General features: G+C 28.6%; 16 protein-coding genes. 7 read left to right on the top strand and 9 right to left on the bottom strand.

Annotation, left to right across the window (positions count from 1 at the left end; genetic code table 11):
- Nucleotides 1-2: 2 nt before the first annotated feature.
- Nucleotides 3-1646, top strand: coding sequence for a DUF6029 family protein (locus V3V28_RS10690; RefSeq protein WP_331365007.1), 1644 nt, complete (start codon nucleotides 3-5; stop codon nucleotides 1644-1646).
- 74 nt (nucleotides 1647-1720) lie between these two features.
- Here V3V28_RS10690 and V3V28_RS10685 read toward each other — a convergent pair whose 3' ends face one another.
- The 3 genes from V3V28_RS10685 to V3V28_RS10675 all read right to left on the bottom strand — a co-directional run bounded on the left by V3V28_RS10685 (nucleotide 1721) and on the right by V3V28_RS10675 (nucleotide 4128).
- Nucleotides 1721-3130: a CCA tRNA nucleotidyltransferase gene (locus V3V28_RS10685; protein WP_331365006.1), complete on the bottom strand. Its 1410-nt coding sequence runs from the start codon at nucleotides 3128-3130 to the stop codon at nucleotides 1721-1723.
- A 107-nt stretch (nucleotides 3131-3237) separates the two neighbouring features.
- A complete protein-coding gene (locus V3V28_RS10680; protein WP_331365005.1) occupies nucleotides 3238-3534 on the bottom strand; it encodes a GxxExxY protein in 297 nt (98 codons plus the stop codon).
- A 39-nt stretch (nucleotides 3535-3573) separates the two neighbouring features.
- A complete protein-coding gene (locus V3V28_RS10675) occupies nucleotides 3574-4128 on the bottom strand; it encodes an L-threonylcarbamoyladenylate synthase (protein WP_331365004.1) in 555 nt (184 codons plus the stop codon).
- Nucleotides 4129-4225: 97 nt separating this feature from the next.
- On the opposite strand from V3V28_RS10675, the gene V3V28_RS10670 reads away from it, so the two are divergent.
- Complete coding sequence (locus V3V28_RS10670; protein ID WP_331365003.1) at nucleotides 4226-5029, top strand: alpha-1,2-fucosyltransferase; 804 nt, start codon at nucleotides 4226-4228, stop codon at nucleotides 5027-5029.
- Nucleotides 5029-5772: a glycosyltransferase family 25 protein gene (locus V3V28_RS10665; RefSeq protein ID WP_331365002.1), complete on the top strand. Its 744-nt coding sequence runs from the start codon at nucleotides 5029-5031 to the stop codon at nucleotides 5770-5772. Before V3V28_RS10670 ends, V3V28_RS10665 begins: the two co-directional genes overlap by 1 nt.
- Here V3V28_RS10665 and V3V28_RS10660 read toward each other — a convergent pair.
- Nucleotides 5769-6524: a glycosyltransferase family 2 protein gene (locus V3V28_RS10660; protein WP_331365001.1), complete on the bottom strand. Its 756-nt coding sequence runs from the start codon at nucleotides 6522-6524 to the stop codon at nucleotides 5769-5771. The two genes, V3V28_RS10665 and V3V28_RS10660, sit on opposite strands and share 4 nt — an antisense overlap.
- Before the next feature lie 14 nt (nucleotides 6525-6538).
- Nucleotides 6539-7354 carry a 2,3,4,5-tetrahydropyridine-2,6-dicarboxylate N-succinyltransferase gene (locus V3V28_RS10655; RefSeq protein WP_331365000.1) on the bottom strand — a complete coding sequence of 272 codons (816 nt, stop codon included), beginning with the start codon at nucleotides 7352-7354 and terminating at the stop codon, nucleotides 6539-6541.
- Between the two features lie 198 nt (nucleotides 7355-7552).
- Here V3V28_RS10655 and ruvX point away from each other — a divergent pair, with 198 nt between their 5' ends.
- The 4 genes from ruvX (at nucleotide 7553) to mazG (ending at nucleotide 10182) form a co-directional block, all read left to right on the top strand.
- Nucleotides 7553-7966: a Holliday junction resolvase RuvX gene (gene ruvX, locus V3V28_RS10650; protein ID WP_331364999.1), complete on the top strand. Its 414-nt coding sequence runs from the start codon at nucleotides 7553-7555 to the stop codon at nucleotides 7964-7966.
- A 257-nt stretch (nucleotides 7967-8223) separates the two neighbouring features.
- Nucleotides 8224-8814, top strand: coding sequence for a peptide deformylase (gene def, locus V3V28_RS10645; RefSeq protein WP_331364998.1), 591 nt, complete (start codon nucleotides 8224-8226; stop codon nucleotides 8812-8814).
- Between the two features lie 26 nt (nucleotides 8815-8840).
- Nucleotides 8841-9272 (top strand): DUF5606 family protein, encoded by a 432-nt coding sequence (locus V3V28_RS10640; protein ID WP_331364997.1) that lies wholly within the window; start codon nucleotides 8841-8843, stop codon nucleotides 9270-9272.
- Between the two features lie 130 nt (nucleotides 9273-9402).
- Nucleotides 9403-10182 carry a nucleoside triphosphate pyrophosphohydrolase gene (gene mazG / locus V3V28_RS10635; RefSeq protein ID WP_331364996.1) on the top strand — a complete coding sequence of 260 codons (780 nt, stop codon included), beginning with the start codon at nucleotides 9403-9405 and terminating at the stop codon, nucleotides 10180-10182.
- Nucleotides 10183-10185: 3 nt separating this feature from the next.
- Here mazG and V3V28_RS10630 read toward each other — a convergent pair whose 3' ends face one another.
- The 4 genes from V3V28_RS10630 to V3V28_RS10615 all read right to left on the bottom strand — a co-directional run bounded on the left by V3V28_RS10630 (nucleotide 10186) and on the right by V3V28_RS10615 (nucleotide 14094).
- Nucleotides 10186-11142 (bottom strand): glycosyltransferase, encoded by a 957-nt coding sequence (locus tag V3V28_RS10630; protein ID WP_331364995.1) that lies wholly within the window; start codon nucleotides 11140-11142, stop codon nucleotides 10186-10188.
- A gap of 27 nt (nucleotides 11143-11169) precedes the next feature.
- Nucleotides 11170-11685: a hypothetical protein gene (locus V3V28_RS10625; protein WP_331364994.1), complete on the bottom strand. Its 516-nt coding sequence runs from the start codon at nucleotides 11683-11685 to the stop codon at nucleotides 11170-11172.
- A gap of 6 nt (nucleotides 11686-11691) precedes the next feature.
- Complete coding sequence (recN, locus tag V3V28_RS10620) at nucleotides 11692-13344, bottom strand: DNA repair protein RecN (protein ID WP_331364993.1); 1653 nt, start codon at nucleotides 13342-13344, stop codon at nucleotides 11692-11694.
- Between the two features lie 114 nt (nucleotides 13345-13458).
- Nucleotides 13459-14094 (bottom strand): hypothetical protein, encoded by a 636-nt coding sequence (locus tag V3V28_RS10615; protein WP_331364992.1) that lies wholly within the window; start codon nucleotides 14092-14094, stop codon nucleotides 13459-13461.
- Between the last annotated feature and the right edge of the window lie 105 nt (nucleotides 14095-14199).

The raw sequence follows: 14199 nt of genomic DNA, 5'->3' as shown, positions 1-14199 counted from the left end.
TTATGAAAAAAATATTATTTTTTACTACAATCTTATTTTCTGTGATATCTTTTGCTCAAGAAAATAGTTATTTTTCTGTAGGCTTTGAATCTAATTCTCAATATTATTTAGATGATGAAAAAACAGGAGACTTCTTGCTTTCTGATAGGTTTAGGTCAAATAATTATTTAAAAATAGATTACGCTATTAAAAACTTCTATTTTGGTGTACAAGTTGAAAGTTATGCACCTATGGCATTACTTAATTACTCACCCGAATTTGACAAAACAAATCTAGGTTTATTTTATACTGGTTACAAAACTAAAAAGTTAGACATTACTTTAGGTCACTTTTATGACCAATTTGGGAATGGATTGATTTTAAGATCTTGGGAAGACCGACAAATTGGTATAAACAATGCTTTAAGAGGTGCAAGAATTAAATATAGCCCAAAAGACTTTATCCATTTAACAGCTTTGTATGGTAAACAAAGAATAGGATTTGGGGTATCTAATGGAGATCTTTTTGGTTTTAATTCAGATATAGATTTAACTTCATTTATAAAATCCGAAAACGCTACTTTAAATGTAGGTTTTAGTTATGTTGGTAGATCTCAAGAAAAAGAAACTTCAAATCTTGAGTATAACAAATTAACTAATTTAGTGTCTAGCAGAGTTGAGTATTCAAAAAATAATTTTTATGCCAATGCTGAATTAGTTACTAAAGGGAAAGATGCTGTTATTCTAAACAATCAAATTAAAAATGCAAAAAAAGGGAATGCCTTTTTATTAAATTTCGGCTATTCAAAAAAAGGTTTAGGTATTGATGCTACTTTTAGAAGAATGGAAAATATGAATATCTATTCAGAAAGAGAAGCGTCAGGTAATGTTTATAATGAGGCTATTGTAAACTATTTACCAGCTTTAACAAAACAACACGATTATTTGTTAACTAATATTTATGTATATCAGGCGCAGCCTCAAGTTTCTTTTCAAGATCCGACTTTAATTAAATCAGGAGAAATTGGTGGGCAATTAGATGTCTTTTATAAAATTAAAAAAGGGACAACTTTGGGAGGTAAATACGGAACAAAACTAGCGGTGAACACTTCATTTTGGTACGGTTTAAAAGGTGAAAATGATTTTCAAAATTTTGAATTTTCAAATGAGATTCTTGGTTTTGGAGAAAAGTATTTTTCAGATATTAGTTTAGAAATTCGAAAAAAATGGAATAAAAACTGGAATTCTATTTTTTACTTTGTTAACCAATCTTACAATAAAAGATATATTGAAGAAACAAACGGACAAATAAATGCCAATATTATTGTTGGTGAAGCAACTTATAAAATGGGAAGCGGAAAATCTTTAAGATTTGAAGCACAACATTTATCTACAAATGATGATAAAAAAAATTGGGTTGGTGGTACTTTAGAGTTTAATGCTACTTCTAAATTAGCCTTTTATGTAAACGACATTTATAATTACGGTAATGATGTTGCAGCTAAACAAATACACTATTACAATGCTGGTGGAAGTTATTCTATTGGTGCTCATAGATTTGCTTTAAACTATGGTAGACAAAGAGGTGGTTTAGTTTGTGTTGGTGGTGTTTGTAGATTTGTACCAGAAAGTACAGGTGTTTCGGCAAATATTATTATGTCTTTCTAAAGTATAGAAAACCTTATTTAAACTTATAACCACCATTAAATATTTTAATTAGAAATATTTAATGGTGGTTATTTTTATAATTTTAACCCTAACGATTTTCCTTTTTCAATCATAAAATCATAAGAAGCCTTGTGCTCATTTGGTATTTTACCATCTAAAATAGCTTCTTTTATGGCTTCTTTTATTTGCCCTATTTCTCTACAAGGTTTTAAATTGAATGCTTTTATAATTTCTTCTCCTGTAACTGGAGGTTGAAAATTTCTAACATTATCTCTTTCTTCTACTTCTTTAATTTTTGCACGAACAACCTCAAAGTTTTGATGATAACGTTTAAATTTCTTTGGATTTTTAGTAGTAATATCTGCTTCACAAAGTGTCATTAAAGAATCTATGTCTTCGCCAGCATCAAAAACCAGTCTTCTAACAGCAGAATCAGTAACATTTGTTGCTAAAACAATTGGTCTAGAACTTAACATTACTATTTTTTGAACAAATTTCATTTTATTATTTAAAGGCATTTTTAACCTTTTAAATAATTTGTAAACCATTTTTGATCCTACAAATTCGTGAGAATGGAAAGTCCAACCAACTTTTTTACTAAATTTTTTGGTTGGTGCTTTTCCAATATCATGTAATAATGCAGCCCAACGTAACCAAACGTCTTCTGTATTTTCACTAATATTATCTACAACTTCTAAAGAATGATAAAAATTATCTTTGTGTAACTGACCTTCTACTTCTTCTACTCCTTTTAAAGCTACTAATTCAGGAAGAATTTGTGGTAATAAATCAGTTTCTTCTAACAACAAAAAACCAATTGAAGGTTTTGAAGAAGATAAAATTTTATTTAACTCATCTACAATTCTTTCTCTAGTAATAATTTTTAATCGACTAGAGTTCTTTGCTATTGCAGCTAAAGAATTCTCCTCAATTTTAAAATTTAATTGTGTTGCAAAACGAATAGCACGCATCATTCTTAAAGGATCATCAGAATATGTAATATCTGGCTCTAAAGGTGTTTTTATAACTTTATTCTCTAAATCTTCAATTCCATTAAACGGATCTAATAATTCGCCAAAGTTATCTTCACATAAACTTAATGCCAATGCGTTAATTGTAAAATCTCTCCTATTTTGGTCGTCATTTAAAGTACCAACAGTAACTTCTGGGTTTCTACTTTCTTTTGTATATGATTCTTTTCTTGCACCTACAAACTCAATATCCACATCTTTATAACGCAACATTGCGGTACCATACGTTTTAAAAACCTGAACTTTGGGCTTATTTGGCAATAAACTTGCTACTTTTTGAGCTAGTTCAATTCCGCTACCTACTGCAACAACATCTATGTCTTTTGCGGTACCTCTTTTTAAAAAAAAGTCTCGTACAAAACCACCAATTACATAGCTTTCAACCTGTAGTTGTTGAGATGCTTTTGATATAATACTAAAAATTTCTGATGAAATTGCTTCTTTGAAGTTCATTTTTATTTTTGCCACGAATTCACAATTTTTTTATAATACAATTCTTTTATGTTGTAATGAGTCTTTATGAAAATTTTCCAAAATAGCTAATTTGCATTCAGATACTTTTAATAATTAAGGCATTGAGATATGTGCTTATTATGAAAACTATCAACGCATTTTAATTCTAATATAATTTTATCAAAAACCACAAAATCTGCATACAATTTATGTGCTAAAATAACATCTTTATAATTAACATAATACTCTTTTTCTCTTGTATATGGAATTTCTAAATTTTTAAATTCATACTCAATTGCATCTTTATAAACTATTTCAGAAAAACCACTACCTAAATTATTATAAACCTCAAACAAAACACCAATAATTTGGTAACTTTCTTCTTTGTAAATAATATTTGACATTCTATATGGTCTTAAATTCGTGAATTAGTGGCATAAAATCTACGCTCTTAATACTTTAACATCATCTCCAATAATTTTTAAAATTGTAGATGATTTTTTGTTTACTTTATTTTGATGCAAATTTACTATATAATCTACGCCATCCAAAATTGGTTGGTTAATTTCTTGAAATGATTTTGGTGTTTTATTTCCGCTAACATTCGCAGATGTGGAAACAATTGGCTTTCCAATTTTTTTAATCAATTTTCTGCAAAAATCATCTTGTACGATTCTTATTGCTATCGTTTTGTCTTTAGCAACAGTGTTTTTTGCAAACCCAATTGGATTTTCATAAATAATTGTTGTTGGATGCGTTGTTTTCTTTAAAATTTGAAGAACAGTTTTTGGTACAGAAACATATTTTTTTAACATGTTTATAGAACTTACTAGTACAATTAAACTTTTACTTTCTTCTCTGTTTTTAAGTCGATAAATCTTTGAAACAGCTTCAGAATTTGTCGCATCACAACCTATTCCCCAAACAGTATCTGTTGGGTATAAAATTGTTTTACCTTGAATTAAAATCTGATTTGTTTTTAAAATTTCTGTCAACATTTAATTTCCAAACTTTTAGAATTTCTTTTATTGTAACAATTAAATCGTATTTTTACAACGAGTACAAAAATACCATATTATTATAGAAAAACCTTAAATGATTGTTGTTAGAATTCTTGGCGGTTTAGGAAATCAAATGTTTCAATATGCATATGCAAAAGCATTAGAACACGAAGGTTTTAATGTAAAATTAGATCTTTCTAAATTCAAAAAATACAAATTACATGGTGGTTATCAATTAGATAAATACACTATCAATATACAATATGCAGATGCACTTTCTTCAACTTTAGGAAAACTAGGCATCAAAAAATCGGTAAAAGAAAAGAGTTTATTGTTTGATAAAAACTTATTATCTTTAAAAGGAAACGAGTATATAAAAGGATATTTTCAAACTGAAAAATATTTTTCAGAAATAAGAGAAATTTTACTAAAAGACTTTACAATTAAAAAAGAAATAGCAGAATCAACAAAAAGTTTTGCTACAAACATTTCTTCTTTTAAAAACACATGTTCTCTACATATAAGACGAGGAGATTACATTTCTGATGAAAAAGCAAATAGTGTTCATGGAACTTGTAGTTTAGAATATTATAAAAAAGCCATCGAAATTATTCTTAAAAAAGATAAAAATACACATTTTTTTGTTTTTTCTGATGACATTAATTGGGCAAAAGAAAACTTAAAAATTGAAAATGCTATGTATATAGATCATAAAACCATACCTCATGAAGATATGTATTTAATGAGTTTATGTAAACACAACATTACTGCAAATAGTAGTTTTTCTTGGTGGGGAGCTTGGTTAAACACAAATAAAAACAAAACTGTAATTGCGCCAAAACAATGGTTTGTAGATAAAGAAAATGAAATTGCTTGTTCTAATTGGATAAAAATATGATGTCTTACAAAATATATTATATCAATTTAGATAAAAGTAAGGAACGTAGAAACTTCATGGAAAATCAATTTAAAGAATTGAAGATTCCAATAACTAGAATTTCTGCTGTTTACGGAAAAGAACTAGACAAATCATTTTTAAAAAAAGAGAAAAGTAAACATAATATTTTGGCACATTTTCCTTTACCAAATGATGGTGAAATTGGCATCTGTTTAACGCATTTTAAGCTTTGGGATTTTTTATCTAAACAACCCGAAGATTTCTCAATTGTTTTAGAGGACGATGCTTTGGTGCAAGAAGTTTTTTTTAAGGATTTAAAACAACTTTTAGAACAACTAACTGTTGAGGATTTTTTAGATATTTCCGGTAAAAAAGGTTTTTATTCATTAGAAAAAAATGAGTTAGTTAATACCTTTTTAATGCCACCAGTTTTAATGATTGGGCAAATTATTGGAAGAAACGCTGCTAAAAAATTAACTGATAATTTAAGCAACTACTACGCTCCTATTGATGTAATGAAGCAAGATATTTACAAACATAAAGTTCGATTGTATTCTACAAATAAACAATATGTAAAAAGTTTTGATAAACAAATGGGAGGAAGTACGATTCAGCAAAATAATATGATTGTTTGGAAAAAAGCAATTAGAGAAATTCTTCGTCCTTTTTGGCAAATTATTACACTATTTACTTATAAGTTAAATAGATGTGTTAGAAATTACATCTTTTATAAAAAGAATTAATTTTCTTTTAACCCCTTGTTTAATAGCCAAAGTTTAATATATCTAGTTAAAACTGCATAACCTTGGGTAATTGAAAGTATTAAACCAGCATAACCGTCTAAAAAACCTTTTCTTAATATAAAATGAGAAAAAATTCTAAAAGGTGGTTTTATTAAAACATGATAAGCATTTACAGTTTTACCTTTTGAATGTAACTCTTTTGCTTTTAATTCTCCATAATGATGTATTTTAGAAATAAAATGATTGTAATTTTTATACCCAAAATGATCAATTTTATGTTTAAAAAAACCCAATTCTCCTTCTGTAAATATAGTTTCGTGAACAACTCCTTGATACTTGCAATGTTCTTTTAAAAATAAACGCACTACTTTATCTCTTTGCCAACCAGAGTAATTTATTTTTTCACCCACAAAGTAAAAAGTCCTTCTCACATAAAAACCAACAAAGTCTTTTGGATTTTTAACAGCTTCTAAAATCTCTTTTTCTACTTCTGGAGTAACTCGTTCGTCTGCATCTAAAATGTAGATCCAATCGTATTTAGCTTGATCTATAGCGAAGTTTTTGTGTGTAGAAAAATCATCAAACTTTCGTTTGATGATTTTTACATTATATTTTCCTGCTATTTCTAGCGTCTGGTCTGTACTATAAGAATCTATAACTATAATTTCATCTGCAAAACTTACAGATTTTATTGCATCAGCTATATGAATTTCTTCATTTAATGTGGGTATAATTGCCGATATTTTTGTCATAGTATTTCTAAATCTTAAACGGCTACGTCATATTCACGTAAAGCATCGTTTAAAGATGTTTTTTTGTTGGTACTCTCTTTTCTTTTTCCAATAATTAATGCACAAGGTACATTGTACTCTCCAGCTGCAAATTTCTTTGTGTAACTTCCAGGAATTACTACAGATCTTGCAGGAACTCTTCCTTTCATTTCTATAGGTTCATCACCAGTTACATCTATAATTTTAGTACTCATTGTTAATACAACATTTGCACCTAAAACTGCTTCTTTTTCAACTCGTACACCTTCAACAACAATACATCTAGAACCAATAAAAGCGCCATCTTCTATAATTACTGGTGCAGCTTGTAATGGTTCTAAAACACCACCAATACCTACGCCACCGGAGAGGTGTACATTTTTACCAATTTGTGCACAAGAACCAACTGTTGCCCAAGTATCTACCATTGTTCCTTCGTCTACATAAGCACCAATATTCACATAACTTGGCATTAAAATAGTTCCGGCAGAAATATAAGCACCATGTCTTGCAACTGCATTTGGTACAACTCTAATTCCTCTTTCAGCAAAATTTCTTTTTAGTGGAATTTTATCATGATATTCAAAAATACCTGCCTCTAGAGTTTCCATTTTTTGAATAGGAAAATATAAAACAACTGCTTTTTTTACCCATTCATTTACTTGCCATCCACCATTTATTGGTTCTGCAACTCTTAATTCTCCTTTATCTAATAAATCAATCACTTTTCGGATGGTATCAATCGTATTTTGTTCTTTTAACAAATCACGATTTTCCCAAGCAGTTTCTATAATTTCTCTAATATTTTTCATTCTAATTGTATACTTTTCTGCAAATATAAATCTATCTGTAAAAACGGTAAGCGAATATACCTTTTTTAAACATATTACTCATCCTTGTTTAAATTCAAAAAACGAAGCATAAACTATTTATTATAATCAATTGATAATATTTAAGTTAATACTTCGTTTTTAAAATTTAACGTTTATTTTTGCAGAAAAGTATATAATTTGGGAAGAATTTTATCAATAGATTTTGGAAAAAAAAGAACAGGTATAGCAGTTACAGATGAACTACAAATAATTGCTTCTGGTTTAACTACTGTAAATACCGCTGATCTACTAGTTTTTCTAAAAGAATACACAGCCAAAGAAAAAGTAGAATTATTTTTAGTTGGAAAACCTAAACAGATGAATAATTCTGATAGTGAAAGTGAAGTACTAATTCTTCCTTTCTTAAAAAAATTAGAAAAATTTTTTCCCAAAACACCAATGAAAAGAGTTGATGAACGTTTTACTTCTAAAATGGCATTTCAAACAATGATTGATGGTGGAGTTAAGAAAAAACAAAGAAGAAATAAGGCTTTAGTTGACGAAATTAGCGCTACAATTATTTTGCAGTCTTACTTATACAATCAACATTAATATATCTTCTAAAATTATAGGCACTGTCAGTTCGAGTGATTTTTTTGACGAAGGAAGAAAAATTGTATCGAGAACATTTTGTAAACAAATTAAAAACTTCTCGATACAATTCCCCTAAAAGCGAAATCACTCGAAGTGACATTTTGCGAAATAAATAAATCACAGTAAAAAAAATCGTTTTATAAATTCCTATTTCAAAAATTCGTAATTCATAATTCAAAATTGTATTTTTGCACTCGTTTTTAAATTCAAATTAAATGATATTACCAATTGTTGCCTACGGAGACCCTGTTTTAAGAAAATTAGCAACAGATATTAATGCAGATTATCCTAATTTAGAAAAATTGATTTCTGATATGAAGCAAACCATGTACAACGCTTCTGGTGTTGGTTTGGCAGCTCCACAAATTGGTAAGGCAATTCGTTTGTTTATTATTGATGCTTCGCCATTTGCAGAAGATGAAGATATCTCTGAGAAAGACAAAGAAGTCTTAAAAGATTTTAATAAAGTTTTTATTAATGCACAAATTGTAAAAGAAGAAGGTGACGAATGGGTTTTTAACGAAGGTTGTTTAAGTATTCCTGACGTTAGAGAAGATGTTGTTCGCCAACCAATAATTACTATTGAATATCAAGATGAAGAATTTAAAAAGCATACCGAAGTTTTAGATGGTTTGGCGGCAAGAGTTTTTCAACATGAGTATGATCATATTGAAGGAATTTTGTTTACAGATAAGCTTTCAACATTAAAGAAAAGATTAATAAAAAAGAAATTAGAAAATATTTCTAGAGGAAAAATAAATTCAGATTACAGAATGCGCTTTCCAAATTTAAAAAAAGGTAAATAGTCTTAAAAAGACACAAAATATATAATATGGAATTTAATAAAATTATTTCAGTTACAGGTAAACCAGGTTTATACCAAGTAGTTTCTCAATCTAAAAATGCAATTATAGTTGAAGCTTTAGCTGATAAAAAAAGATTAGCAATTAATACTACACAAAATGTAAGTTTGTTAGAAAACATTGCCATTTATACTTATGAAGAAGACAAACCTTTATTAGAGGTTTTTACTGCTATGTTTGAAAAAACAGCAGGTAAAGAAGCACTTTCTCATAAAGAAAGCGGAAAGAAATTAGCTGCTTTTTTTGCTACAATCTTACCAGATTATGATGTAGAAAGAGTATATTCTTCTAACATTAAAAAAGTAATTCAGTGGTTTAATCTTTTGGTAAAAGCAGGAATGGACTTTTCTAAAGTTGAAGTTTCCGCAGAAGATACTTCTGAAATAACTGAAACAGAGTAAGTAAGAAAGTAAGTTTATATTTTTAATATACAGTTTGCAGTCGCAGTTTTCAGTTTGTGCGGAACCTATGTAACATTCAAACTCTGCTAATTTGCTGCTTTGTAACTCTAAAAACTATGTAACTCAAAATATGAACTCTAGAAAAGAACAGTTAGCCGCTTTTAATCGTTTGTTAGATATTATGGATGAGCTTCGTGAGAAGTGTCCTTGGGATAAAAAACAAACTTTAGAAAGTCTACGTCATTTAACTATTGAAGAAACGTATGAACTTGCAGATGCTATTCTAGACAACGATTTACAAGAAATAAAGAAAGAATTAGGCGATGTGTTGCTGCACATCGTTTTTTATGCAAAAATAGGAAGTGAAAATAAAGCTTTTGATATTGCAGATGTTGCCAATTCAATTTCGGATAAACTAATTCACAGACATCCTCATATTTATGGAGATGTTACTGTTAAAGATGAAGCTGAAGTAAAACGAAATTGGGAACAATTAAAGCTAAAAGAAGGCAAAGAATCTGTTTTAGAAGGCGTACCTAAAAGTTTACCAGCTGTTGTTAAAGCTAGTAGAATTCAAGAAAAAGTTGCTGGAGTTGGTTTCGATTGGGAAGAGCCCCAACAAGTTTGGGCGAAAGTGCAAGAAGAATTAATAGAATTTAACGAAGAAGTTAAAGCCGGAAATAAAGAAAATACCGAAAAAGAATTTGGTGATGTTTTATTTTCTATGATTAACTACGCTCGCTTTATTGGCGTAAACCCAGAAAATGCGTTAGAGAAAACCAACAAGAAATTTATAAATCGTTTTCAGTATTTAGAAAAAGCAGCCAAGAAAGAAGGCAAAGAACTTTCTGATATGTCTTTAACTGAAATGGACGTGTATTGGGAGAAATCGAAAGAATTCTTTAAATAATTATTATTTCTTCGGATAGAATTGCGATTCCAAAAAGCCTAATCCATATCCTAAAAACTGGGTTAATGAAGTAAAAATACTCAAAAAGGCAACGTACAAGTTTTTATTTTGAAACAAAGAATCTAGGAAGATTAACAAAAAATAAAATCCGTAGAAATACATAAATTCGTTGAAACTAAAAACTACAAGAATAATACTAACATCTAACCCAATAATAAACAAACTAGGAAACCAATAGGTGATTTTTGCTGTTTCTGGATAACGTTTATTTAATTTTGGTCTTGCTGTACCAAAACTAAATGTTTGTTTAAAAAATTGCTGAATAGTACTTCTTCTTTTATGATACACAAAAGCTTTTTCTATCAATTGTGTTTTAAATTCGTTTTGCCAAAGACGAAAAGTTAAATCGATATCTTCTCCTGTTTTTAAATCTGTAAACCCGTGTGTTTTTAGAAATGCTTCTTTAGATAGTCCGAGATTAAAACTTCTTGGTTGAAACTTACCAACGGCTTGCTTTTTTCCACGAATTCCGCCAGTTGTTAACACAGAAGTCATAGAATAATTAATTGCTTTCTGTAATGATGTAAAACTTTTATGTGCTGCGTCTGGCCCACCAAAAGCAGCTGTAAAATTATGCTCTAAACCTTTTTTAACTTCAGATAAATATTGATTTGGTACAATTACATCTGAATCTAAAATGATAAAATAGTTTCCAGAAGCTTTTTCCATACCAAAATTACGGCTTGCTCCTGCTCCACTATTGGCTTTAAAAAAATATTTTAAATTAAGTTGACTTTTATATTTCTCAACAATGAATTCGCTTTTTTGGGTTGAACCATCTTCTATTATTAATACCTCAAAATCATTAAAGAAATCTTGTTTTGTAAGACTTTCTAACAACTCGTCTATTTCATTAGGACGATTATAAACAGGTATTATTATGGAGAAACTGAGTTTCAAACTGTATTGGTGTTTTTTATTAAGTAGTTACTTATTAAGTGTTTTAATTTTTTGAAAGAAACTCATTTTCTTCTTTACTCTTGATTTTGCAGAATACATACTTTCTAAAGTTTGCAGGCTTAATGTGTCTTTTATAGATAAATTATAACACTCTAAAGCATTCAATAAATCTCCCTTTAATTCATAAGCTTGACCAAGTTTATTATAAATAACAGCTTTATCTACTGAATTATTATTAATATTCTCTAAACCAAAACTTAACATCTCATCATATTTATTTGTTTCAACCAGTAAATAGGCGTAATTATTATATCCTCCTCCAAAATCTGACGCATATTTAATAGCCATTTCGTAATGAAGTTTAGCTTTCGTATTATTAGAAAACTTATTTTGATATAACCACCCTAAAAGATTATGAGCTCTTCCATAGTCAGGAAAATCACTCAATAACTCCAGCAATATATTTCTTGCTTCAATATTTTTATTATCATCAGAAAGTTGATCTGCTTCTAAAAATAAATCTTCTGCTTTTATATCTCCCATAATAATTTAATTCAACAATTCTTTTGCATGTCTAAGAGCAGAATCAGAAATATCTTTACCACTTAACATTTCTGCAATTTCTACAACTCTCTCTTCTTTAGATAATTGTTTTAAATTTGTGGTAGTTACACCGTTTACCTCTTCTTTATACACTTTGTAATGATTGTTTCCTTTTGCCGCAATTTGTGGTAAATGTGTAATTGCGATTACCTGCATATGATTACTCATTTGTTGCATAATTGCTGCAATTTTGTTGGAAACTTCACCAGAAACTCCAGTATCTATTTCATCAAAAATAATGGTTGGTAACTTTGTGTTTTCTGATAAAACTGTTTTTACAGCCAACATTATTCTAGACAATTCTCCACCAGAAGCAACTTTTTTCAACTCACCAAAGTTACCGCCTTTATTTGCTGAAAATAGAAACTCTAAATTATCTTTTCCGTTTGGAAAATAGATGATAGTCGGTTTTATTTTTATTGAGAAACGTGCGTTTTGCATTCCTAAATCTGCCAATAAATGTTCTAATTTTTTTGTTAATTTTGGGATTGATGTATTTCTTGCTTTAGAAATTAAATCGGCAACTTTATCTAATTTTTCTGAAACTGAATGTATTTCTGCTTTTTTCTTATTAATTACATCTTCTGCAGATTCAACTTGCATTACTTTATCAGATAATTCTTCAAAAACTGCTAATAACTCTTTATTAGAATTTGCATAATGTTTCTTTTGCAAATTATAAATAAGTTGCAATCTATCATTAATTTCTTCTGTTTCATTCGGATTAAAATCTACGGTTTCATTAACATTTTCTAATTCTGAAACAATATCATCAATTTCAATTTTTACGCTAGTAATTCTTTCTGACAACTCATTATATTCTTTAGAAAAAGAAGCAACTTTAGATATTTTATTTTCTAAAATGTTTAGTAAATTCTGAATTCCTACTTCTTCATTGATTGTGATTTCTAGTGCTTCAGATAAATTACTTTTTATATCTTCTATATTGTTGAGTTTCTCTAGCTTTTCTTCTAAAATTTCTTGCTCATCTAATTTTACGTTTGCTTCTTCTAATTCTTTAAACAAATGTAAATTATAATCATATTGCTGATTTGCTTCACGCTGAATTCGCTCTAATTCTTTGAGTTCTTTTTCTAGGAATTGTAATTGTAAATAACCACGTTTATAAGAATCAATTTTCTTTTTATTATTAGCTAAAGCATCAATTATAGAAAATTGAAAAGCGTTATCTGATAATTCCATTGTTTGATGTTGCGAATGCACATCAAACAATTTATTTCTTAATTCGTTTAAAACAGATAAAGTTACTGGTGTGTCATTTACGAAAGCGCGGGATTTTCCTGAAGGAAGAATTTCTCTTCTAATTATGGTTTCAGATTCGTAATCTAAATCTACTTTTTTAAAAAAATCTTCTAAGTTATAATTAGAAATTGCAACTTTTGCTTCTACAATACATTTTCTTGAAGTATCTTTTAAAGAAGATAGATCTGCTCTATTACCTAAAACTAAACCTAAAGCGCCTAAAAGTATGGATTTTCCTGCTCCTGTTTCTCCTGTTATTATGGATAAACCTGAAGAAAAATCAATAGATAATTGATTGATTAATGCGTAGTTATTTATGGAAAGTTGCGTTAACAAGTTGACTAATTTTTGGAAGATAAAATTAGTGAATTATAATTAACATACCCCATAAATAAGTTTTTATTGGGTATGTTAATAAATTTATTAGTAAGATAATAGTATTTATTATGTTTAACATCCATTAGAATTACTTCCATATTGCCCAGGACAAGCATCATCATTATTTAAAACTCCATCAAAATCATTATCTCCAAATGGGTTAGACCAAAGTAGAGGGTTCCAAAGGCAATGAGTATTTAAAGTACATGCCAAATTTCCAGAAGTAGGCGCAGATTCAAAATTAGAAACTTCAGACAGGGTATTCATAACAGCTCCATAGTATACTTTAATAATTTTCATTGTAATTGTTCTATTACCATTTACATTTTGACAATAAGGGAACATACTCCAAGCACTAACATTGTATAATTTATTAGAATACTTTTCTCCTGCCTTAATTGTAAACAATTGAGGAACAAAAACCATTTGATTTCCTCCGTAAAAATAACCAACCATAATATTTATGTCTTGATCATGTAGATTTATAGATGTAAGTCTAATACCCGCAAGATCTACGTCATTAACCCTATTCTCTACATTAAAATACATTTTTAACTTTATGTCATCTTTTCCAAAAGTTAATCCTGGGCCTGCAAACCTTTCACTTAATACCTCTTCAGGTTCAGTTTCAAGTTTAGTTTCATTTAATTGTTCTTGAGAACAACTAAAAAAAATAATACTTAATAATAAATAAATTGCTTTTTTCATGTTTGTAATTTTAGTTTAATGAAGTATGAATTATTTTATGTCACTCATAGCATTATGACTACCATTGCAATGATACCGCAAACATATAACAGAAAAAACAACTTA

The sequence above is a fragment of the Polaribacter sp. genome (assembly GCF_036480315.1).
Classification (GTDB): domain Bacteria; phylum Bacteroidota; class Bacteroidia; order Flavobacteriales; family Flavobacteriaceae; genus Polaribacter.
Note: the sequence above shows the minus strand (reverse complement) of the source record. Positions and strands in the feature narration are given on the sequence as shown.